Source organism: Streptococcus uberis (genome assembly GCF_900475595.1).
In the GTDB taxonomy this organism is placed as follows: Bacteria; Bacillota; Bacilli; order Lactobacillales; family Streptococcaceae; genus Streptococcus; species Streptococcus uberis.
On the sequence record NZ_LS483397.1, the window covers coordinates 1,513,729 to 1,536,870 of the forward strand.

The 23,142-nt window shown below is 36.7% G+C and carries 21 protein-coding genes; all 21 read right to left on the minus strand.

What is annotated here, in order from left to right; all coding sequences use genetic code 11:
* Positions 1 to 28 precede the first annotated feature (28 nt).
* Positions 29 to 1,360: an aminopeptidase C gene (pepC, locus tag DQM95_RS07775; RefSeq protein ID WP_037593454.1), complete on the minus strand. Its 1,332-nt coding sequence runs from the start codon at positions 1,358 to 1,360 to the stop codon at positions 29 to 31.
* 91 nt (positions 1,361 to 1,451) lie between these two features.
* Positions 1,452 to 2,276, minus strand: a complete 825-nt coding sequence (nadE, locus tag DQM95_RS07780) for an ammonia-dependent NAD(+) synthetase (RefSeq protein WP_037593456.1) — start codon at positions 2,274 to 2,276, stop codon at positions 1,452 to 1,454.
* A complete protein-coding gene (locus DQM95_RS07785) occupies positions 2,260 to 3,738 on the minus strand; it encodes a nicotinate phosphoribosyltransferase (RefSeq protein ID WP_015911730.1) in 1,479 nt (492 codons plus the stop codon). Before DQM95_RS07785 ends, nadE begins: the two co-directional genes overlap by 17 nt.
* A 110-nt stretch (positions 3,739 to 3,848) precedes the next feature.
* Positions 3,849 to 5,243 carry an amino acid permease gene (locus DQM95_RS07790; RefSeq protein WP_015911731.1) on the minus strand — a complete coding sequence of 465 codons (1,395 nt, stop codon included), beginning with the start codon at positions 5,241 to 5,243 and terminating at the stop codon, positions 3,849 to 3,851.
* Between the two features lie 118 nt (positions 5,244 to 5,361).
* A complete protein-coding gene (trxB, locus tag DQM95_RS07795; RefSeq protein WP_037593458.1) occupies positions 5,362 to 6,276 on the minus strand; it encodes a thioredoxin-disulfide reductase in 915 nt (304 codons plus the stop codon).
* Positions 6,277 to 6,337: 61 nt separating this feature from the next.
* A complete protein-coding gene (locus tag DQM95_RS07800; protein ID WP_015911733.1) occupies positions 6,338 to 6,562 on the minus strand; it encodes a DUF4059 family protein in 225 nt (74 codons plus the stop codon).
* Between the two features lie 99 nt (positions 6,563 to 6,661).
* Positions 6,662 to 7,405, minus strand: a complete 744-nt coding sequence (locus DQM95_RS07805) for an amino acid ABC transporter ATP-binding protein (protein ID WP_015911734.1) — start codon at positions 7,403 to 7,405, stop codon at positions 6,662 to 6,664.
* Positions 7,405 to 8,208 carry an amino acid ABC transporter permease gene (locus DQM95_RS07810; protein ID WP_037593460.1) on the minus strand — a complete coding sequence of 268 codons (804 nt, stop codon included), beginning with the start codon at positions 8,206 to 8,208 and terminating at the stop codon, positions 7,405 to 7,407. Before DQM95_RS07810 ends, DQM95_RS07805 begins: the two co-directional genes overlap by 1 nt.
* Positions 8,209 to 8,329: 121 nt before the next feature.
* Entirely contained in the window at positions 8,330 to 9,127 is a 798-nt protein-coding gene (locus DQM95_RS07815) for a transporter substrate-binding domain-containing protein (RefSeq protein ID WP_111686039.1), read from the minus strand.
* A gap of 155 nt (positions 9,128 to 9,282) precedes the next feature.
* A complete protein-coding gene (locus tag DQM95_RS07820) occupies positions 9,283 to 10,626 on the minus strand; it encodes a DEAD/DEAH box helicase (protein ID WP_015911737.1) in 1,344 nt (447 codons plus the stop codon).
* A gap of 80 nt (positions 10,627 to 10,706) precedes the next feature.
* A complete protein-coding gene (mraY, locus tag DQM95_RS07825; RefSeq protein ID WP_046391550.1) occupies positions 10,707 to 11,714 on the minus strand; it encodes a phospho-N-acetylmuramoyl-pentapeptide-transferase in 1,008 nt (335 codons plus the stop codon).
* 1 nt (position 11,715) lies between these two features.
* Positions 11,716 to 13,968 carry a penicillin-binding protein PBP2X gene (gene pbp2x, locus DQM95_RS07830; RefSeq protein ID WP_015911739.1) on the minus strand — a complete coding sequence of 751 codons (2,253 nt, stop codon included), beginning with the start codon at positions 13,966 to 13,968 and terminating at the stop codon, positions 11,716 to 11,718.
* A gap of 3 nt (positions 13,969 to 13,971) precedes the next feature.
* Complete coding sequence (gene ftsL / locus DQM95_RS07835; protein ID WP_037593465.1) at positions 13,972 to 14,295, minus strand: cell division protein FtsL; 324 nt, start codon at positions 14,293 to 14,295, stop codon at positions 13,972 to 13,974.
* 4 nt (positions 14,296 to 14,299) lie between these two features.
* On the minus strand, positions 14,300 to 15,250 hold the full coding sequence (gene rsmH, locus DQM95_RS07840; RefSeq protein ID WP_015911741.1) for a 16S rRNA (cytosine(1402)-N(4))-methyltransferase RsmH: 951 nt from the start codon (positions 15,248 to 15,250) through the stop codon (positions 14,300 to 14,302).
* A gap of 82 nt (positions 15,251 to 15,332) precedes the next feature.
* The gene (locus DQM95_RS07845; protein ID WP_037593467.1) at positions 15,333 to 16,583 is read right to left on the minus strand and encodes a glutamate-5-semialdehyde dehydrogenase; all 1,251 of its coding nucleotides are present in this window, start codon (positions 16,581 to 16,583) and stop codon (positions 15,333 to 15,335) included.
* A 2-nt stretch (positions 16,584 to 16,585) separates the two neighbouring features.
* A complete protein-coding gene (gene proB / locus DQM95_RS07850) occupies positions 16,586 to 17,398 on the minus strand; it encodes a glutamate 5-kinase (RefSeq protein ID WP_037593470.1) in 813 nt (270 codons plus the stop codon).
* A 61-nt stretch (positions 17,399 to 17,459) separates the two neighbouring features.
* Positions 17,460 to 19,094 carry a hypothetical protein gene (locus DQM95_RS07855; protein ID WP_037593473.1) on the minus strand — a complete coding sequence of 545 codons (1,635 nt, stop codon included), beginning with the start codon at positions 19,092 to 19,094 and terminating at the stop codon, positions 17,460 to 17,462.
* Entirely contained in the window at positions 19,091 to 19,831 is a 741-nt protein-coding gene (locus tag DQM95_RS07860) for an ABC transporter ATP-binding protein (RefSeq protein ID WP_037593475.1), read from the minus strand. Before DQM95_RS07860 ends, DQM95_RS07855 begins: the two co-directional genes overlap by 4 nt.
* 14 nt (positions 19,832 to 19,845) lie before the next feature.
* Complete coding sequence (locus DQM95_RS07865; RefSeq protein WP_037593476.1) at positions 19,846 to 20,097, minus strand: bacteriocin immunity protein; 252 nt, start codon at positions 20,095 to 20,097, stop codon at positions 19,846 to 19,848.
* A 158-nt stretch (positions 20,098 to 20,255) separates the two neighbouring features.
* Positions 20,256 to 22,241 carry a transketolase gene (gene tkt, locus DQM95_RS07870; protein ID WP_037593477.1) on the minus strand — a complete coding sequence of 662 codons (1,986 nt, stop codon included), beginning with the start codon at positions 22,239 to 22,241 and terminating at the stop codon, positions 20,256 to 20,258.
* 179 nt (positions 22,242 to 22,420) lie between these two features.
* Positions 22,421 to 23,065 carry a fructose-6-phosphate aldolase gene (gene fsa / locus DQM95_RS07875; protein ID WP_015911747.1) on the minus strand — a complete coding sequence of 215 codons (645 nt, stop codon included), beginning with the start codon at positions 23,063 to 23,065 and terminating at the stop codon, positions 22,421 to 22,423.
* Between the last annotated feature and the right edge of the window lie 77 nt (positions 23,066 to 23,142).

Below are 23,142 nucleotides of genomic sequence, written 5' to 3' on the forward strand. Positions count from 1 at the left end.
AAAAAATCGGATGTATTTCCGATTTTTTTTAGTTGGCTAAGGCCCCCATTGGATCCCAAGGTGCTAATACTTGTGGTTGAGACTGGTATGCTGCTAGTTCTTCTGCTGAGAGAAGGTCTTTTCTGACAACGATTTGATAGGTATACTGATCCATCCAGTCATCAGAGGCCACAAAGTAACCCTTTTCTCCAACTTTCTCACCCCATGAATTTTCAACTTTCCATTTTATGGCTTTGCCTTCTTCATCTAAATCAACCCCTGTAAGGACCATCGCATGGGTCATAAGGCTTTCGCTATAGTCTAAACGTCCGGCTTTATCTTGAGTCAATTCGATGTCCATACTTGATGAAAAATCATAGGTATTTGTGGCTAAGATGCCATTTTGTCTATCGGATACCTGACCGACGTCAGAACCAAACCAAACACTCTCACCCAATTGCATTTGTTTGATGGCAAGTTCTTTCAAACGATCCATTTCTAAATTTAAATAACGTACCTGCGGTCCACCAACAACATTTCCTAACATATCGACAGTATATGATTTACCAAATGGTTTATCAGCTGTTGGCGCATTGATGACTGATACGTAATCTTCTAAATGGAGTCCAACATATTTTTGATAAAAAGCCTGAGGCGTCATCCCTTTTTCACAATGGTAATGATTATCCTTATCTCGATAGGCGAAGTCTACTGTTTGGGGCGGCAAACCAAGATTCATGGCTAAAAAGTTGAAAATTTCTTGAAGAAATGATTCTTTTTTCTCCTGAATCTCATGCTGACTAGCACCACTTTGAATAAGTTCACGCAAGACTTGGGCATCTTGACGAAGTAATTTATTGAGTAAATTATTAAGTTCTCTACTGTTACTTGAAGAAACAGATTCCGGATATTGCGATTTTGGCACAACCCCATATTTTTCAAATAAGGCTACAACCATATCCCACTGACCACCATCTTGTTGAGGGGTATCAAGTAAAAATTTAACCTTTCGACTCTTTAAATCTTGATCAGCGGTTGCAATAATTTGCTCCATAAACCAGTTTGATTTCTCGTATTTATCCCAAAAAAAGGTGTGGGCTTGAGATAACTCAAACTGATCTAAATGAAAATCTGAAATCATCTTATGACGAAAAGTATTTAAAGCTGCAAACATCCAGCATCTGCCTGACGCTTTTTGATTAGAGACTTTATCCTTTGTCAAATCTAGGGAAAATGTAAAATCATTGTCGATATCAGCTTGTCTGGTTTTCAAAGATTTCAACAAGCCGTTATGAGTAATGGCATTTTCAACTGCTTGATATTTAGCAGTCTTTCGATAGTTTTCATATAATTGGTCTGTAAATTCGTTACTGATTTCCAAAACAAATCCTCCTTTTTCATTCTATTATAACGCTTCAAGCATTTTCTTCAACCAAAAAAGTTAGGCTAGCCTAACTTTTCTATCTGTCCTGTTATTTCCAAAAATCATCAAATATAGTGATAGGGAGATGACGCTTATGGAGTCCTTTATACCACCAAGATTCGATTTTTTCTTGGGCTTCTTTAGAGATTTCTTTCCCTTCAAGATAATCATCGATATCATTATAGGTGACGCCGAGTGCAACTTCGTCAGCTAGACCAGGTTTATTTTCTTCTAAATCAGCTGTTGGAACCTTCTCATATAAAGAGGCATCTGCACCCATCTCTCTCAACAAAGCTTTTCCTTGTCGCTTATTAAGACGGAAAAGAGGTAAAATATCGGCGCCACCATCACCAAATTTTGTAAAGAATCCAGTGATATTTTCAGCAGCATGATCGGTCCCAATAACTGCTCCGCTTGTTTGACCGGCAACAGCATATTGACTAATCATACGCTGACGAGCTTTAATGTTACCTTTATTAAAATCAGTAATCTCTATTCCTGCTGCTTTTAAGGCTTCAACTTGACCATCGACAGCAGCCTTAATATTGATTGTTAATGTTTGATCCGGTCTGATAAAAGCTAATGCTTTCTGAGCATCTGCTTCATCTGCTTGAACACCGTATGGCAAACGAATGGCAATGAAGCGATAGCTCTGATCACCTGTTTCTTGACGTAATTCTTCAACAGCGAGTTGCGCTAATCGACCGGCTAAAGTAGAGTCCTGACCACCGGATATCCCTAAAACTAAGGTTTTTAAGAAAGGATGTTTTAAAAGATAGGCTTTTAAAAATTCAAGGGAACGACGAATTTCTTCCTTAGGAACAATAGTAGGCTTAACCCCAAGTTCCTTAATAATGTCATTTTGTAGGCTCATTTAAGACTCCTTCTCCCAGTATTTTTGTCTTTTGACGAATATTAGCAATTAAATCCATCTTATTTTGCCAAACATCACGTGCTAAATCCACTGGATAATCTTGCGGATTTAAGACACGTTTGTACTCGTCCCAAAGCTTATCAAATTCTTTTCTTGCATAAGATTGAATCTCTTTTAGTTCAGGAAGTTGATAAACGAGTTTCCCTTCTACAAAAATATCAACTAACAATGGCACAGCTTCGAAGTTTTTAACCGTTTTATTAATATAAGTGTAGGTTGGATGAAACATCTCAATCTCATCCAAGTCATTGACATTGATATCAGTAAAGGTAATATAGTCCCCTTCTGACTTGCCTTTCTCCAAACTTGTAATACGCCAAACTTGTTTTTTTCCAGGTGTTGACACTTTTTCAGCATTATTAGACAGTTTAATGGTATCAACCATTTGACCATTCTCATCTTCCATGGAAACCATTTTATAAACGGCACCAAGTGCAGGCTGGTCATATGCCGTAATCAGTTTTGTGCCCACTCCCCAAACATCAATTTTAGCTTTTTGCATTTTTAGATTAAGGATGGTATTTTCATCTAAATCATTTGAAGCATAAATTTTTGCATTTGGAAAACCTGCTTCATCTAACTGTTGACGCACTTTTTTTGAAAGATATGCCAAATCCCCAGAGTCTAAACGGACACCTAGAAAATTGATGGTATCACCTAGTTCCTTTGCGACCTTGATAGCAGCAGGAACTCCAACTTTTAAGGTATCGTAAGTATCGACAAGAAAGACACAATCTTTATGTGTTGTCGCGTAAGCTTTAAAGGCATCATAGTCATTACCATATGCTTGAACCAAAGCATGAGCGTGTGTTCCTGAAACAGGGATACCAAAAATTTTACCCGCACGAACATTACTTGTAGCATTAGCACCACCTATAACTGCAGCACGAGTCCCCCAAAATGCAGCATCAATTTCTTGCGCACGGCGAGAACCAAACTCTAACAGAGGCTCGTCTTCAATTACGGAGCGAATACGGGCAGCCTTTGTCGCAATTAAAGTTTGAAAATTGACGATATTCAGAAGGGCAGTTTCAACTAACTGACACTGACCTAGAGGTCCTTCCACTTGCACAATTGGTTCATTGGCAAACACCAAGTCTCCTTCTTTAGCTGATCTAACGGTTAGATTCAATTCTAAGTCTTTTAAATAGTTTAAAAAGGCTCCTTTATAACCTAATTCTTCCAAATAAGCAATATCACTTTCAGAAAATCTTAGATTTTGAAGATATTCCACTAAGCGTTGTAATCCAGCAAAAATGGCATAGCCATTTTCAAAAGGCTGTTTACGAAAATAAACTTCAAAAACTGCTCGTTTATTATGGATACCTTGATCAAAATAAACCTGCATCATATTGATTTGATATAAATCAGTATGGAGTGTCAAACTATCATCTTTATACATTTGGATGTACTCCTTTGAATTATTATTCCTATTATACCATAATTTAAAATAGCCATTATCAGAACCGCTTAAGAATTCTAGCAAAAAAAGAATTGAGGAAACTCAATTCTTTATGATTTTGTCTTAAATTTTAAATTACAGTAAATACCAAATACGATAATCCATATGGTTGCCCCGATAGCACCAATATAAGTTGACTCTTGTAAGAATAAGGATACAAAAACAAAAGCAAAGAAAGCTAAAGTAATTGGAGTCGTGAGTTTATATTTTGGCATTAAGAATCCATCTGGCATAAAATCAGAAGAGTGACGATAACGCCAATGCGCAACCATAGTTAATGCATAAATCGCAATGTAAACTCCTGATGAAGAGGCTGCAATCAAGGAAAAGGCATCTGATACACCGGGTATAATACTGATTAAGGCAGAAATACCAACCACAACTGCTGAAGCAATAATGGCTCTACTTGGTACTCCTTGACGAGATAAGGTATTTAATTTTAAGTTATCAGTGAAGGCATTTGCGTTTTCATTAGCAATTTGATAAAGGTGTCTACCTGTTGAGTATAATACTGAGTTTAAGGCAGAAGCTGACGATGTCAAAACAACAAAGTTAATGAGAGCTGCAGCCCATTTGATTCCTAAAAGTTGAAATACCATGACAAAAGGCGATTTATCAACGGGTAGATCTTGCCATGGAATAATAGCCATGATTGAAATGAGAGATCCAACATAGAAAATGACGATACGCACAGGAATGTCATTAATGGCTTTTGGTAAAACTTTTCTTGGATTAGCTGTCTCAGAAGTCGTAATACCAACAAATTCGATGGCTTGATAGGCAAAGAATACCATTTGGAAGCCCATAAAGAAATTTAGCTTACCTTTAGGGAATAAGCTGAAATGATTACTAATATTGGATAAGGCTGCATGTCCATGTGGCGTTTCGAAACCTGTTGTTACCATGAATATTCCTGTCACAATCAAGGCCATAATCGCTACAATTTTGATCATCGCAAACCAAAACTCTGTCTCACCAAAAATTTTAACGGCAATCAAATTGACTGATGCCAAAACACATAAAGCAATAATTTGAATCAACCAAGAATGCCATTCCGGAAACCAGTATTGCACATAAGAACCTAAGGCAGTAATATCAGCCATTCCGATAAAGATGAGTGAAAGCCAATAAGATAGACCTGAAAAATAACCCCATCCTGGACCGATGTATTTTGTAATAAAGTTGATGAATGTATGCTGATCTGGATCATAATATAACATTTCTCCAATAGCACGCATCATCATAAACATAAAAATACCAGTGATGATATATACTAAGACAATGGATGGACCTGTCAATGATATTGCACGACCAGCTCCTAGAAAAAGCCCTGTACCAATTGTACCTGCAATAGCAATCAGTTGAACATGGCGGTTTTGCAAGCCCCTTACCATGCCATTTTCTAAGTCATTATTATCATAATCTTCTGTCACATTTTTGGACATTTCATTCTCCGATCTCTGAAAAATATAACTATTATACCTTTTTTTCAGAATATTTTCAACATTGCTAATTTAGAAAATAAGAGAGCCCAATAAGCTAAGACTCATTGGACTCCAAAAATTAGGCCATATTCTCGATATAATGATAAACACCCTGGCCAGCAATCGCACCTTCACCTACAGCTGTTGTAATCTGACGCAAGTTTTTTTGACGAACATCACCAATGGCAAAAATTCCTGGACGTGTTGTATTCATTTGATCATCAGTCAAAATCCAACCATCTTGATCACAAATACCAAGATCACTTACCATACTTGAAACTGGAATCATTCCGACATAAATGAAGACACCACCGAAGTCATGGTTAATGATTTGACCAGTCTTCACATTTTTGATGAGGACATTGGATACCTTTATGTTATTTCCTTGGATTTCTTCAACGACAGAATCCCAAATAAAGGAAATTTTGTTATTAGCAAATGCTCTATCTTGTAAAATTTTCTGTGCTCTCAGCTCATCACGACGGTGCACAATCGTTACAGATTTAGCAAACTGTGTTAAATAAATGGCTTCTTCAACAGCAGAATCACCACCACCAACCACTAACAAATCCTGGTTACGGAAAAAAGCACCATCACAAACTGCACAATAGGAAACACCACGACTGGTAAACTCATCCTCGCCTTTAACATTGAGCAACTTGTATTTTGCACCTGTCGCAATAATAACTGTTTTAGCTTCATAAGTTGAATCGTCCGTAATGACACGCTTAACCTCACCTGCATCCTCAACTTTTTGAACAATGCCATAAATATGTTCAACTGAAAATTTTTCTAGAGGTTCATACATTTTCATGGACAATTCTGGACCAGAGATATTATCATAACCTGGATAATTTTCTATTTCTGAGGTATTGTTCATCTGACCACCTGGGGCCCCTTGCTCAATAATACCCACCTTTAAATTACTTCGAGCAGCGTAAAGAGCTGCAGTCATACCAGCTGGTCCTGAGCCGATAATTAATGTATCATACATACTATTCTCCTTTGTTTTTTCCTGTCATCATTTTAACAAGCCCCATTTTTTTATGCAATTATTATGATTTTAAAACTAGCAAGATACTCATCACAGCAAAAGAGACTATTGGAATTAATAATATAGCTATCATTAGCATATCATATAAAAAAGCCTGTTTTTCAATAGCGGTTTTATCTTTTTTTGATCTAGCTCTCAGTAAGATCCAAATCAAGCAAATACCTAAAACCAGACAAATGGATAAAAAGAGACCTTGCAAATAAAGGCTAAATAATTCAACTAACATGTGTTTTACCTATACATTCCCAAACATTTTACTTTTTCATAACAGTACAAGAAAAGTCCAGGGTACCCTAGACTAGTCTATTATAACAAAAGTTATCTCTTAATTATAGGTTTTTGAAAACTTGTTAAAAAATTCTTTGGTTCTTACTTCCTTAGGTTGCTTAAAGATTTGCTCCGGGCTACCTTCCTCCAAAATTTTCCCATTTTCTAAGAAAAGAACTCGGTCTGCAACTTGGGCAACAAATTCCATATCATGGCTGACTAATATCATCGTTTGACCCGATTTAGCAGCTTCCAATATCGATTTTTCAACTTCACCAACTAACTCCGGATCTAAAGCGGAGGTGGGCTCGTCTAACAAGAGAATTTCTGGCTTCATTGCCAAGGCTCTAGCTAGAGCAACCCTTTGCTTTTGTCCCCCTGAAAGATGTCTAGGATAATGATTTTCACGATCAGATAAACCAACTTTTCGCAATTCTTCTCTGGCAATTGCTGTCGCTTCTTGATCAGTCATTTTTTTGACAATGACGAGACCTTCTTTCACATTCTCCAAGGCCGTACGGCGTTCAAACAAGTTAAACTGCTGAAAAACCATAGCAAGCTTTCTGCGAAGAATCAATACCTCATCATTTGTAATTGTTGCAAAATCAACCAAAAAGTCATCCATTTGAATAGAGCCATGATCAGGTTTTTCCAGGTAATTGAGACTTCGTAAAAATGTCGATTTTCCTGCACCTGATGCACCTACCAAGGCAATAACTTCGCCTTTTTGGATATCCAAACTAATAGCATCTAAAACCTTTTGACCTGAGAAATATTTACTTAATTCTTTAATAGATATCATTAGCGTAAATCTCCTATTGTATTCTCGTTTAATGTCACAGGATCACCTATTGCCATCGTTTTTTCCAAATAGCTACCAAATTGCTCAATCGCAATACTAATGACCCAATAGACTAAAGCCACTGAAATATAACGTTCAAAATAGCGATAATCTGCTCCACCAAGAATTTGAGCCTGAGCAAACATTTCCACAATACCTGCATTGAAGGCCAATGAAGTTCCCTTTGTTAAGCCAATTAGGCCATTAATTAAGGTAGGTGTTGCAACAACAGCAGCATTAGGGATAATCACTCTTTTATAAACTTGAAACGGAGTCATTCCCAAACTGCGAGCAGCTTCTATTTCTCCACTATTAACAGATTGAATAGCTGCTCTTATCGTTTCACTGGTGTAAGCTGCTTCATTAAAAGCAAAGGCAACAATGGCAAAGATCGATGCCGGTATGGCATTAATATTCCAATTTAATCCATATGTCAGATTTAAGTATTTTAACAAAAGTGGAATCCCATAATAGGTTAGCATGAGCTGAACCAAAATAGGAGTCCCTCTTAAGAAGCTAACAAAAATAGCTTGAATAGGGTAAAGGAATTTTGTTCGATTGATTTTAACAATGGCAAAAAGAAGAGCCAAGATTAAACCAATCAATGCGCCTACTAAGGTTAAAAAAAGCGTAATTGGCAAGCGATTAATAATATCTGGTAAAGCACCTAATACTGATCGCCAACTAAATAACTTTCCCTCAGGTACATAACTAACTAATGTGTCAAACCATTTCCAACTACTTGCTCTTAGAAAATAAGACATAATTCCCCCTTGTATCATCACAATATTATCTTAGTTTAGCATTTACCATAAATACTGTAAAATAGAAAGAAGTTATTGAAGCAATAGTTAAAGCCTATCACAGAAGTGATAGGCTCTAAACTTATTTCAACTCTGAAACAAAGTCACCCTCAAAAAATTTTTGACTTAATTTTTTAAGTTCACCTGACTTCTTCAATTGAAGTAACTTTTTATTAACAAAACCTTGCAATTCTTTTCCTTTAGCATCATCTGCAAAGATAAAGTATTCTAAGCCATCTTTGTCATCACCAACTTTTTCAGTCAATTTGGTAATTGTTAAATCGTAACCTTGATCCTTAATAGCAGTTTTTAATGAAATGGCATCATAGAAAAGAAAGTCTAATTGGTCATTTTCAAGCATTTGCAAACGTTGGGTAAAAGGGGTAGAACCAGACGCATAGGTGATGTCGATTGGTTTTTTATCTGGATGTTCCTTATTCCATTTCTCTAAAACTTGCATATAATTAGCACCAGACATCCCTTGAGTCTTTTTGCCAGATAAATCGTCTAAACTGTTAAACCCTTTATCTCCTTTAGTGGCTAAAGCGTAATTTGATTTTGAGATTGGTTTAGAAAAAAGATATTTTTGAGCGCGTTCAGCACTATAACCATAATCATTTGCAGCTATTTGGTAACGACCCGCATCAATACCTGAAAGAATTGATGGAAAGGCCACTGTTTCGATTTTAAGTTGATATTTTTTGGAGCCTTTAAAAACTTTTTTTAGGACCTCAATATCATAACCTGTGTCTTTATTGCCATCTTTATAGGTAAAAGGCTTTGTTGCTGAATCTGTTCCGACAACAATAACCTCTTTAGAAGCTGCATGGACCCTTGAGAAACTGATTAAACTGACAAGGGCTAAAGCTGCTATAATCATTGATTTTCTGAATGTTTTCATTGTAATTCTCCTACTTGTTGATAGTAAACATTTTAGCAGAAGCCCATGCCTTTGAATAATACCATTTTTCTATCAAGGTAATTAGCTATTTATATGACAAAACGCACCCCATTTAAAACCGGATGCGTCATCTTTTAAAAACTTTGTTTCTTTGCTTTACGGGCAGCTCTACCTTTGGCTCGACTTTCAGCGCGACGTTCCTTACGGCGCTTCTCATCAACCACCCATTGAATCTTTTTCTTATATGCTGGTTTTACTTTTTTCTTTTTCTTTTTAACCAAGCCAATCATTTCAGTATCTAGTTTTTGATAGGATTTTTCCCTATTTTGACGGCGATCTCTATCGTAACTATCTTGAAATTCCCCATCTTTTAGGACCTTAGGAACAAAAGCAATTCCCATTTTTTCAAGTTCTTTAATATCAGAATCATCACTTGGTTGATATAAAGTGATGGCAGTTCCTGGAAGTCCATTTCTTCCAGTTCGTCCAACACGATGCACAAAGAAAGATAAATCTTGGGGAATGGCATCATTAATGACATGACTAACGCCTTCAATATCTATCCCTCGAGCAGCTAAATCAGTTGCAACAATATACTCGAAATCTAATTTCTTAACTTGATTCATGATACGTTTGCGTTCCCTAGGTGGGACGCCACCATGAATTTTGGCAACTTTTAAACCGTTAGAAATCAAAAATTGATGGAGTTCATCCGCACGTTCTTTTGTATTCACAAAAATCATAGCGAGATAAGGTTGCATGGTTTTCAAAGTCATTAAAATTTGTTCATTATTATTTCGACCTTTTGTTGACAGCAACCAATTATCAATCGTATCAGAAATGACAGTTTCCGTTTTGATTTGTTCCATTACCGGATTCGATAGATATTTCTTAAGGAAAGGCTGCAATTTTTGAGGAATAGTTGCTGAAAAAACGAGAATTTGAACGGACTTAGGTAAGGTTGAAGCTATCTTATCAACTGTATCTAAAAATCCCATATCCATCGTCATATCAGCTTCATCAACAACAAATGTTGCTGCCTTGTGAATAGCTAAATGTCCAGATTGAACCAAATCATAGATTCGTCCAGGCGTTCCCACTACAATATGAGGTTGTGAAACCTGTAATTTTTCAATTTGACGAAGTTTATCTGTTCCGCCAACATAATTAGCGAGTCGAATTTCCTCTTCAGAATAAGACGCAATTTGTCTAGCTGCCTCAAAAATCTGTGTGGCCAATTCTCTACTTGGAGCAGTTATAACTGCTTGAACATCCTGACTATTTTCCTTCAGCTTTTCAAAAATAGGCAATAAAAAAGTGTGCGTTTTTCCAGAACCGGTTTTTGATTCGCCAACTAAATCTCTACCCGAATTAACAATAGGTATTAATTTTTTTTGGACTTCTGTTGGCTCTTGAAAACGAATGGCATCCAGGGCTTTCTGAATGTATTCCTTAAAATTATAATCTTTAAATGACATAGTGACCTCTTTTTCTTTCCTATTATAGCATGATTGCTAGGGACAAGCAAAATGCAGTGCATCTGCACTGCAAATTAGCCTTATAGATATAAAATTGCTAAAACAATTAAACTTGACACTGCACCAACTGACCATAGAAAAGCATCCACTTTCCATTCTGACCAACGCTCTGCTTTGCCTGACAATCCACCTAATTCAAGATGGTGGTGAAAAGGTGTCATTCTAAAAATACGACGACCTTCTCCAAATTTTTTCTTTGTGTATTTAAAATAAGAAACTTGCAACATCACTGAACTTGTCTCAAAAACATAGACTAAACCAATGACAAGCAGTGTCCATTCCTGCCTTAATGCAATGGAGATAGCTGCCAACATTGCACCTAAAGCTAGGCTACCAACATCACCCATGAAGACTTTGGCAGGCTTATGATTAAAGATAAAAAATCCTAATAAAGCTCCAATCATGATGCCGCACAATAACAAAACATCATATTGGTTTTGATGGATTGCAATCACACTATAAGTCAGCAAACTAATAACAACTGAAATAGAGGCAAGGCCATCAATACCATCCGTTAAATTTACCGCATTGGAAAAACCAACAACCCAAAACAAGACAAAGAAAATGTACAATAGTCCTAAGTGAACAGGAAATCCAAAAACATTTATGGCATCAATACCACTTGGTCCAACATGAAGAAAATAGAAAATCAAGCCACCTACAATCTGTAAACTTAATTTTTGAATTGGCGTTAATCCCTCATTGATTTGTTTGAAAATTTTCAAAAAATCATCTAGAAAGCCAATAAATCCATAGATGAGAACAATAGCTAAGATACCAGTGATAAGCCCTATGCTTTTTCCATGGCTAAAAAATAGAATGGCAAATAGAAAAGAGACAAAACTTGCCACAAGGAGAAAGACTGTCCCCCCCATTGTTGGAGTCCCAGCTTTTGCTAAATGTTGTTTAACATCTTCATGCATTTGCTGTCCACCAATTTTTTTCATTTGATAGAACTTAATAAAGTGTGGCATGATTAAAGCAGTCAATAGCAATGAAATCAGACCTGCTATTAGTGTTAAAAACATATTAGTCTCCTAGTGTAATTTTAATTTTCTTAATATCTTTTAGGGATTTTCCGACATCGATATTCTGATCAGTAACTCTTCCCTTGGACGAACCTTTATATTGTACCTCAATACCAGTCCATTTGGCAAACTTTTCGACATTATTTTTTGTCCACCCATACATATCAGGCAAGCTATCAAAATGATTGGTTAACAATAGAACTTGTTGATTCTCCCTAATTTTACTATCTTTTGCCTCAGACATTTTAATAATTTTATCTCCAGTACCAAGCACAACTGGTTGCACTAAATTACGACGTAACTCATCAGAAGTGTTTCCTGGTTTGTTCCCAATAAAATCTGGCAAACGGTAGTCTGTTTCTTGTCCCTTCTCACTAGCCACTGGCTTGCTTAAGGTATCTTGCATTAAGTAGGCTTCTTCTAAAACAGGATTTACCACATCTTGCCAGAACATTCCACTCCAATGCTCTGGTTGTTGTATGGTTACATACATGATAAAATCAGGATTTTCTGTAGGAACCATTGCTACGACTGAGAAGACATAATTGGTCTGTCCACCGTCCAAATACCCACTACCATCTTCGGATGCAATTTGGGCTGTACCAGATTTGACAGACACTGACAGATTCCCTACTTTTATAATTGGACCTGATGATGGCGCATATAAGGTACCAAAGACTGGGTCTGTACCAACATTTACCATATAGTCCCTTGTTTCACTGGCAGCCTTCTTAGAAACAGGTTTACCCACTACTTCTTTTTTAGCAGTTCGATAAGTCGCCGTGTTAGGGTCATAAATTTGACTGATGAATTGTGGCTCAAGCATAACACCATCATTGGAAATAGCTGTAAAGGCTCTGAGCATTTGAATCTGCGTCACACTAATTCCCTGTCCAAAAGCACTCATGGCCTGGGTGACGATATTGTCAGATGGGAATATACCAGCTTCTTCATCGCCAACACCAAAACGTGTTGGGAAGCCAAATTTGAATTTACTTAGATAATGTAACCATTTTTGATTTCCCATTTTTTGTTCAAGTTTAGTCATTCCAACGTTACTTGAATATGAGAAACCTTGAGCATAAGTCATGTACTGACCCGTAGAAACACCTTCGTTAATAGACCAGTCTTGAATTGTGGCGTCAGCAATGGTGATGCCGTTGGCATTGCTATAAACATCGTTTGGTTTGAAAACACCGTCATCAATTGCTGAAGCAAGTGTCATCACTTTCATGGTCGAACCTGGTTCAAAGTTGGTTTGATAAAGAGCACTTTTCCAGTTGTAATTTTTATTATTCAAGCCTTCTAAAGTATCTGCATTATAACTTGGTCTTTGAGAGGTAGCTAATATTTCACCCGTTTTGGCATTGATTAAAGTAGCACTAGAAAGCACACCATTTGTTTTTTGTTGGAACACATCCATTCGTGTTTCCAAGAATGTTTGGATAGGTTCTGAAATGGTTGTGTAGACATCCTTACCATCAATTGGTTTTTTAATGGTTTTACCAGTACCAAGCAAGGTATTCCCATTTTTATCTTTCTCATAGATAATGGTTCCATCTTTACCAGATAAGATAGTGTTTAATGCCGATTCAAGTCCTGTTTTTCCTACTAGACTCTTACTTCCATCTTTTTTCTCCTGTAAGGAGGCCAAGCCAATCAATTCAGAGGCAAAGGTTCCATTTGGATACATTCTTCCAGGACTAGTTGAAAAAGCAACTCCCTTGATTTGATTTTTTTCCATCTCATCTCGGATTTTAGTCATTTTGCTATAAGAAATTCCTGATCCAGCAGTTCCAAAGGATACCTGGAAGAGTCCTTTTTGTTCTAATTGCTTGGTTACATCGGACTTTTTCATTCCTAATTGCTCATTCAAAATTTTGGCAACGGTATCGTATTGAGAGGATTGAACATAAAGTTTTTCGCCGGTAGCTGAAACAAATGATTTATCTAAGATAGCATAAATACTATAGGTTGTTGAATCAACTGCTATAGCAACTCCATTACGATCATATATTGTTCCACGTTTTGCTTGAACAGTTACCGTTTCTTGATAAACTTTTTTTGCCCCTTCAGATAAATTGACTCCAAATTTTGAATCAGTACCAATGATAATGACAAAATTGATAATAAAGACAAAAAACAAAAAAATGGTCAAAATCATCATGTTTTGGCCAACATGAATACGGTTTTTGACTGGAGTTTTCCGATCTCTAACCACATAATCTATAAAATACTTTTGAAATTTTTTCATTGATTAATCAACCTTCTTAATATTATCATTACGGTTACTTAATCCAGCCTTACCAGCAATATCTACAATGCGATCACGTCTTGATAATTCATTGACTTCTTGCTTAGCATTGTTCAATTCAGTTTTTTTGTCACTGATTTGACTATTTAAAGTGGTTATATCTTGTTGCAACTGTAATCGACGACTTTGCATATAGATAATACTAACAGACATGATGATCGCTGTAATAATCATGGCACTATAAAAAGCCTTCTCGATACGTGAGAAAGTTCTTATCCTTTTTTGAAGGGCATTTGTTACTGCTTGCGTTCTTGTTTCATTATTCATAAGTTTACATCCGAACTTTTCTGGCCACTCGTAATTTGGCTGAGTGAGCCCTATTATTTGCTAATAATTCCTCTTGACTCGGTAAAATCGGTTTTCGTGTGACCAATTCAAATTTTGGTTGCATGTCTTCAGGAATAAATGGTATTCCTTTAGGAACATCAACTGTACTAGCTTCTTTAAACAACTGTTTTGTCAATCGATCTTCTAGCGAATGGAAGGTAATAACAGAAATACGACCATTTAAAGCTAACATAGTCATTGCTTCTTGGATAGATTCATCTGCTGCACCTAATTCATCATTAACCTCGATGCGAATTGCTTGAAAAATTTGTTTGGCTGGATGACCCTTTTTCTTCAACTCTTTTGCTGGTTTAGCTGACTTAATAATTTCTGCTAGCTCCGCCGTGGTTTCAATTGGTTTGATAGCACGCGCTTGTTCAATTTTTCGGGCAATTTGTTTAGAAAATTTATCTTCCCCATACTTAAAGAAAATACGAACTAAATCTTGAAAAGGGTAGTCATTAACGACATGATAAGCTGTCAAAGCCGCATCTGAATCCATACGCATGTCCAAAGGTGCATCTTGTTTATACGAGAAACCACGTTCTCTCTCATCCAATTGCGGACTTGATACACCTAAATCATATAAAATGCCATCGATTTCAGTGACTCCTAATGCATTTAACTCCGATTTTAAGTGACGAAAATTTGCTTTGATAAAAGTCACCATTCCTCTGTCAACATAAGACTTCAAAAAAACCTGGGCATTATCAATTGCTTTTTGATCTTGATCAAAACAATACAAATGTCCATTGTCATTTAATTTAGATAATAGATAAGAAGAGTGTCCAGCTCCACCTAGAGTAGCATCTACATAGATACCATCGGGTTTTATGTCTAACATGTCTACTGTCTCATGGAGTAATACAGTGATATGGTGAAATTCTTTTGTCATACCTTTAATTCTATCATATTTTAAACATTAAGAAAACAAAAAGGAGGACTGTAAGCGCTAGACTTACATCCTCCTAAAATGACTATTCTCGAATTTGTCCATTCCCATTAATATAATATTTACTACTTGTTAGTGCTTCTAGCCCCATTGGACCTCTTGCATGCATTTTTTGAGTTGAAATCCCAATTTCTGCACCCAACCCAAATACAAAGCCATCTGTAAATCGAGTCGAAGCATTAACATAAACAGCGGCTGCATCAATTTCCTCTTGAAATCTTTCTGCTGCTTGAATGTCTCTCGTTACGATAGCTTCAGAATGGTGACTAGTATAGCGATTAATCCATGAGATGGCTTCATCCAATGATGAAACGATTTTCACCGATAAAATATAATCTAAAAATTCAGTAGCATAATCATTTTCAGTTGCTTTAACAGCATGTTTAAACAGTGAATACCCTTTATCATCTACTCGGAATTCTACCTTATGAACAGCTTCAATAGCTTCCTCAAGTAAAGGGATAAAGTTTTCAGCAACTTCTTCATGAATGATCAAACTTTCTGCTGCATTACAAACACTAGGTCTTTGTGTTTTAGCATTAATAACAATACTTTTAGCCATTTCCAAGTCTGCCGTAGCATCTACATAGATGTGAACATTACCCACACCTGTTTCAATCACAGGAACTTTGGCTTTTTCCTTCACAGTTTGGATTAATTTTGCTCCTCCACGAGGGATCAGGACATCAACATATTCAGTAGCAGACATTAAAGCCTCAGCTAAATCATGTGAAGGGTCTTCAAGTAATTGAACAGCATCAGGATTATGCCCCAAACGGATTAAGGTCTCCCGGATGACTTGAACGAGAGCCATATTAGAATGTAAAGCATCTCGGCCTCCCCTTAAGATTATAGCGTTATTGGTTTTGAAAGCTAATGAAAAGGCATCTACAGAAACATTTGGTCTACTTTCAAAAATCATTGCAATAACACCAAGGGGGACACGCTTTTGAACAATTTTTAAGCCATCAAGATTAGTATAGCCTTTAATCACTTGCCCAATAGGATCTTCCAATTCAGCAACTTGCAATACGCCTTCAGAAATCCCCTTAATACGTTCTGCTGTCAATTTCAAACGATCTACCATGACCTCTGAAATCCCATTTTCTTCTGCTTTTTGAAGATCTTTTTGATTCTCATCAATAATAAAATCACTTTTTTCTATCAAATCTTTTGCCAACTGCGTGAGCATCTGATTTTTCTCAATTGTTGATAAGCCTAGTAAATCATAACTGGCTTGTTTTGCCTTTTTTCCAAGTTCTTCAATGATTGTCATCTTTAATTCCCTTTCTCTTGTACAAACCAGGTTCCAATTTCTTTCCCTTCAAGCACTCTCAGAATGTCTCTAGGATTTTTACCATTCATTAAAACCATTTGTCCATTATTGGCAAAAACCATTTGTGCCGATTGAATTTTACTCAACATGCCGCCAGTTCCAAATTTACTTCCTGCACCACCTGCTGATTTAATAATCTCATCTGTAATTTCAGTCACGATTGACCTTAATTGTGCATCTTCATAAATGGTTGGATTTTTGTCATATAGACCATCAATGTCGGATAACATAATCAGTAAGTCCGCTTTTGTAATTTCAGCAACGACAGCTGATAAACGGTCATTATCACCGAATTTTGTGGCATGATCCATTTCATCTACGCTGACTGCATCGTTCTCATTAACAATTGGAACAATCCCCATTGCCATTAAAGTCTCAAAAGCATTGGTAACATTTGCCAGACTTTCTGGGAAAATGACGACATCTCTTGTTAATAGAATTTGTGACACATTAGTCTGATAGTGGGAAAAAATTTGAGAGTACAAACTCATCATGGCGACTTGTCCAACACTTGACACTGCTTGCTGTTTCGCCAAATCGCTTGGCCTTTTGTCCATTTTCAAAATATCCAATCCAAATCCCATCGCACCTGATGATACAAGGATAAGGTCTTTTCCTTTATTTTTTAAACTTGACATCACAAAAGCTAGTTGGTCAATTTTTTCAAGATTAATCTTACCATCTTCCTGAACTAGGGAACTGGTGCCGATTTTTATTACAATTCGTTTTACTTGGTCAAAATTTCGTTTCATCATAAGAAAATTATAGCATAAAAAACAGCCTCTAGGACTGTTTCAAAGACTTTATCACTTTATTTTAGAATTCAAAAAAACGATTGAGTTTCTTCCAAAAAGATTTTTGGAGGTAAACTTGAATCAAAGCTAGTATGACAATTAAAAGGAAAGTCAATGCAAAATTGATTGCAAATGGATTTTGAGTTCTCATTGATAAGAAGATGGTTAAAGCAATTACTGCTCCTCCAACCATCATACCTACAAACATGACGAACATGGCAAACCATTGATTACCGCCACGAGTAAAGAGTTGGGAAACATCCTGCCAATTCAAATTTAAATAATGACAATCCTTTTTATACATCAATTGTCCTTGGATAAATGCTGTCGATAAAAATCCTACAATCAATGCTATCAGTAATAATAGTGAGAGTTTTAAGACAAAAAGTGCCAGGATACTATAGATAAGGAGTGGAAGTAATATTTGAATTGTCATAAGGAGCAAGAATTTATCTTTTAAAAACTTCTCAAATGAAATGGGTAAACTTTTGAAAAAATAGAGATTTTCTTTTTCAAGCGATATTGCTACTCCAATGATAGAGGTAGGAAGTGTTGACATGCTCCCTAAAATCATCCCTATTAAAAATGTTATCCCAAAGTAATCACTTCCCAAGAAATTGGCAATAAAGCCACGTGCATTATATACAGGGAAAAACATGGATACAAAGAAAATGAGTGGTGTCAAAAAAGTACTGGTCAAGAGGCTTGCATTTTGTATTGTAAAGAGATGATGTTTTCTTAATAATTGCTCTAATGATTTTTCAGGATCTTTTGAACCATCAGTTTGTCTCTTCTTCCTTGTTACTTTTAACTCAGTATATAAAATATCATCATAATACTTAGGCATAACCTGTTTAATAATGCCATAAATCATGAGAATGATGATGAGCATTGGGATAATAAAATGCACTAAGCTATCTAGGGAGAAGGGATCCTTAATCACATGGTAAAAACCCTTAAAGTAAGGAACTTGACCCCTATCCTGAATGTGACCATCTTGACTCATTCTTGTATTATTAGTGGCATTTAAATATAAAATAAGGCCAATTGAACCAATTGATGAAAAAAACATCATCAAGCTTGAGACGAGCTTACGGTGTGGACTTGCTAAAATCAATTTCCCAATAATTGCATTAAGATAAATAGCAAGGACATTAGAGGATAGTAGCAAAAGTAAAAAGATAACAATTGCTAGTGGTATCGCTAAAAAATGACCAAGTATTTGCCAATACGCAATCACCAAAAGAGAGAGTAATGGCATCAGAAATAGTGATCCTATCCCAAGTGATGATAAGATTTTTGCTATATATAACTCAGTCGGTTTTATAGGTAAATGAACATAAAGTTTAACATCATTACTCTCATAAAAGATTGTATAAAGTGTTGTGAAGGCGGAAATGGTCCCCATAACAAAAAATAGAGCGATATAAAAACTAAAGATGCCTGGATTTTGATTAAAATCAATACCAATAAACATAAAGAGATAGATGACCAAAAACAGCAGAGTCAGCATCAACTGACTTTTTATCATTTCTTTATAGGCTTTAAAATCTTTTTTGGAATGTTTAGCTTGCTTCTTTTTAAGTGCCGTCATCCCTTGAGGATTAGAGTAGAGCACATTTATTTTGACCAATTCCCATATTGTTGACCAATTCATATCTTATCCTCCTCATCAGAGTGTCGACCTGCCAATTCTAAATAGATGGTTTCTAAATCTTTTTCAGGATGACTTTCTTTTAAGTCTTCAATCGTTCCAATAAAAATTATTTTCCCTTTTTTGAGAATTGCAATTCGGTCACAAAGTTGCTCAGCTACTGACAGGACATGTGTTGAAAAAAGAACGGAATTTCCAGCTGCCGCGTGCTCCCTCATCATCTCTTTCAGATCAAAAGAAGCCTGAGGATCCAATCCTGTTAATGGCTCATCCAGAATCCAAATGGACGGATTGGAGACAAGTGCACCAATGATTATTGTTTTTTGACGCATGCCATGTGAAAAACTATCAATAGTATTATTAGCTTCGGAAGTCATCTCGAAGAGCTGAGCAAGTTCGGCAATTCTTTTTTCTCTTTCATCACTAGGAACTCCATAAATTTTAGCTAAAAAATGCCAATATTCCATAGCAGTTAAATTTAAAAACAAATCAGGTGAATCTGGTACGTAACCAATCATTTTCTTAATCGAGTCTCGATGTTCAGATAAATGTTTGCCTTCTACCAATACTTCTCCGTAGCTTGCCTCAATGATTGACGTTAAAATACTAATTGTAGTTGTTTTACCGGCTCCATTATGCCCTATTAATCCAAAAATTTCGCCATCTTCAATGTTAAAAGTGACATCACTTAGGGCTTCTTTTTCACCATAAAGTTTTGAAACGTGTTTAAATTCTATCATTTTTTTCTCCCAATTTAGTCCGAAATATAAGCCGATAAAGCTGTCTTTAAATCCCAAAGCGACTGTGACAATCGACTATCATACTGTAAAAGATAATTATCAATTTGCGTATTCAGTTCTCTCGCAATAATAATTGGATTTTGATTCTTAATCAGTTGGTTGGAGGCTGATAAGAGATAGGACGACAGTTGCCGATTTTCTCTGTTTTCTGGATAATCATAGGCAATTTGTATTTGCTTGTATAAGTCCTGACGTGCCTTTTCCATAAGCTCCTCCTTTGTACTTTTAATCTAATACAACTCTATAAATCTATCTTAAGTCTTTCTCATTTTTTTGTCAATCAAAATCATTATTTCTTATTTTTTCACTTTTATAACAGAAAAAAAGCAAGATGATATTGAATCATCTTGCTTTTTGATTATTTTTATAATGATTTGTATAGGGCTGTAGCATTTTCTGTTGTGAAACCATATTCTTCAAAGATACGATTTCCTGGTGCTGAAGCTCCCCATGTGTCAATGGTTAAGGTTTTGCCAGCTAAGCCTACATATTTTGCCCAACCAAAGCTTGATGCTGCTTCAATTGCCAAGCGTTTTGTGATTGCGACTGGTAAAATCTCTTCTTTATAAGCGTCGCTTTGTGCATCAAAGATATTTTGTGATGGCATTGATACGACACGAACATGGATTCCTTCTTCTGCTAGCGCAGCCTGTGTATCCATGGCTAATTTCACTTCAGATCCCGTCGCAATGATGATACCATCCATTTCGCCTTTGGCTTCTGACAAGATATAAGCACCCTTATTTAAACCTTCTTCTGCTAACTCTTTTGTTCCCTCAAGAACTGGCAAGTTTTGTCGTGTTAACACTAGCATTGTTGGTTTATCTGTTTCTGCTAAGGCACGTTTCCATGCGGCATTGGTTTCATTACCATCTGCTGGACGAATGACGTTCAAGTTTGGCATTGAACGGACACTTGCTAACTGTTCAATAGGTTCATGAGTTGGACCATCTTCACCAACTGCAATGGAATCATGTGTCATGACATACATTGTTGGTAGATTTTGAAGAGCCGCCATACGTACAGCTGGTAAGAGATAGTTTGAGAAGACGAAGAATGTTCCACCGTAGACACGAGTTCCACCATGTAGAGCAATACCATTCATAGCTGCAGCCATGGCAAATTCACGAACGCCAAACCATATGTTACGTCCTTCATATTGACCTGGCTGGAAGTCTTTTTCTACTTTGACCATTGTGTTATTAGATGCTGAAAGGTCTGCTGAACCACCCCAGAATGATGACACTTGTTCTGAAATTTGTTGAATAGCTTCCTGACTTGATACACGACTTGCTTTTGATGTACCAAGTTCATGTGCTGCCAAGTCAACTGACACTGGCTCGTTTGCAAAAGCTGCTTTATAATCAGCTGCTAATTCTGGGTACTCTTTTTCATAAGCTGCAAAAAGCTCATTCCAAGCTGCTTCTGCTTGTGCACCTTTTGTTTGAATTCCTTCTTCGAAACGTTTTGAAACTTCTGCTGGTACTTCGAAGTCTTCAGCTGTCCATTGGTAAGCTTTTTTAGCAAATGCAATACCTTCTGCACCTAGAGGAGCGCCATGGACGGCTGAAGTTCCTTGTTTTTCAGCACCGTAACCAATGATAGTTTTGACTTCAATAATGGTTGGTTTTTGGGTTTCAGCTTTAGCTTCTTCAAGAGCTTTGGCAATTGCTTCTAAATCATTACCGTCTTTAACTAAGATATGTTGCCACCCATAGGCTTCAAAACGACCTTTAACATCTTCTGTGAAAGCCATTGATGTTGGACCATCAAGTGAAATGTCATTTGAATCATAAAGAAGGACTAATTTCCCTAGTTTTAAGTGGCCGGCTAAGCTCGCTGCTTCCTGGCTGACGCCTTCCATCAAGTCCCCGTCACCATTCAAGGCATAGGTGTAATGATCTACAATATTATATCCTGGTTTATTGTATTTAGCTGCAAGGTGAGCTTCGGCCATGGCTAAACCGACTGCGTTGGCAATCCCTTGACCAAGTGGTCCAGTAGTTGCTTCAACGCCATCTGTGTGATTGACTTCAGGATGTCCTGGGGTTTTAGATCCCCATTGGCGGAAATTCTTAATATCCTCAATAGAAAGATTATAGCCTGCTAGGTGTAAGAGATTATATAACATGGCACTTCCATGTCCTGCTGATAAAACAAAGCGGTCACGGTTTGTCCAATTGCGGCTTGTTTTGGGGTTAACGGTCATGAAACGATTCCACAACACATATGCCATTGGGGCTGCACCCATTGGTAAGCCAGGGTGACCTGAATTTGCCTTTTGAATAGCATCCATAGAAAGTGTACGGACAGTATTCACTGCCAACTGATCAACTGCATCAAATGTCATAAGTAAAAAACCTTTCTGTAATCACACTAAAATTAAACGTTTTCCGTTCTCTATTGTACCATATTTTATAGGACTTTTTTAGAAAAATAGAAATCCTTTTTTATAAGTCACAGGGAAACGATTTTTTAAAGCCAAGTCAATAAGAAACCTAGTCACTTTTTAGCAGCTAGGTTTGACTCTTATTTTTTGAAGCTTGCCCAGTCATCCATAAATTGTTTAATCCCATTTGTAGTGAGTGGATGTTCCGTCATTTTTGAAAAGACGCTGTCTGGAATCGTTGCTATGTGTGCACCGATTTTTGCAACTGCTTCGACGTGCGCTGCATTGCGGATGCTTGCCGCAATAATTTCGGTATCAAAATCATACAAGTCAATAATATCACGTAAGTCTTCAATTAATTGATATGGGTCAGTGCCAATGTCCTCCAGACGACCGACAAATGGACTGATGTAGGTTGCTCCTGCTTTCATTGCCATAAGACCTTGAGAAACGGTAAAGACGAGGGTAACATTTGTTTTAATACCTTCTTTTGAAAGGATGTGAGTTGCTTTTAACCCATCTTTAGTCATAGGAATTTTAACCACAACATTGTCATGCCATTTTGCTATCTCACGCGCTTCAGCTACCATTTCTTCAGCTGTTAAACCTGTAACTTCTGCAGAAACTGGTCCATCAACAATCTGGCAGATTTCTTTAATGACTGTTTCAAAATCGCGTCCCTCACGAGAGATAATGGTTGGATTTGTGGTTACCCCATCAACGAGCCCATGCTCGTTTAAGTCTTTAATAGCTTCTACATTTGCAGTGTCCAAGAAAAATTTCATATTATCCTCCAAAAAAATAATCTCAACTAACAACAATAAGCATCTACTATCATTATAAAAAGGTGAGTGTTATTTAT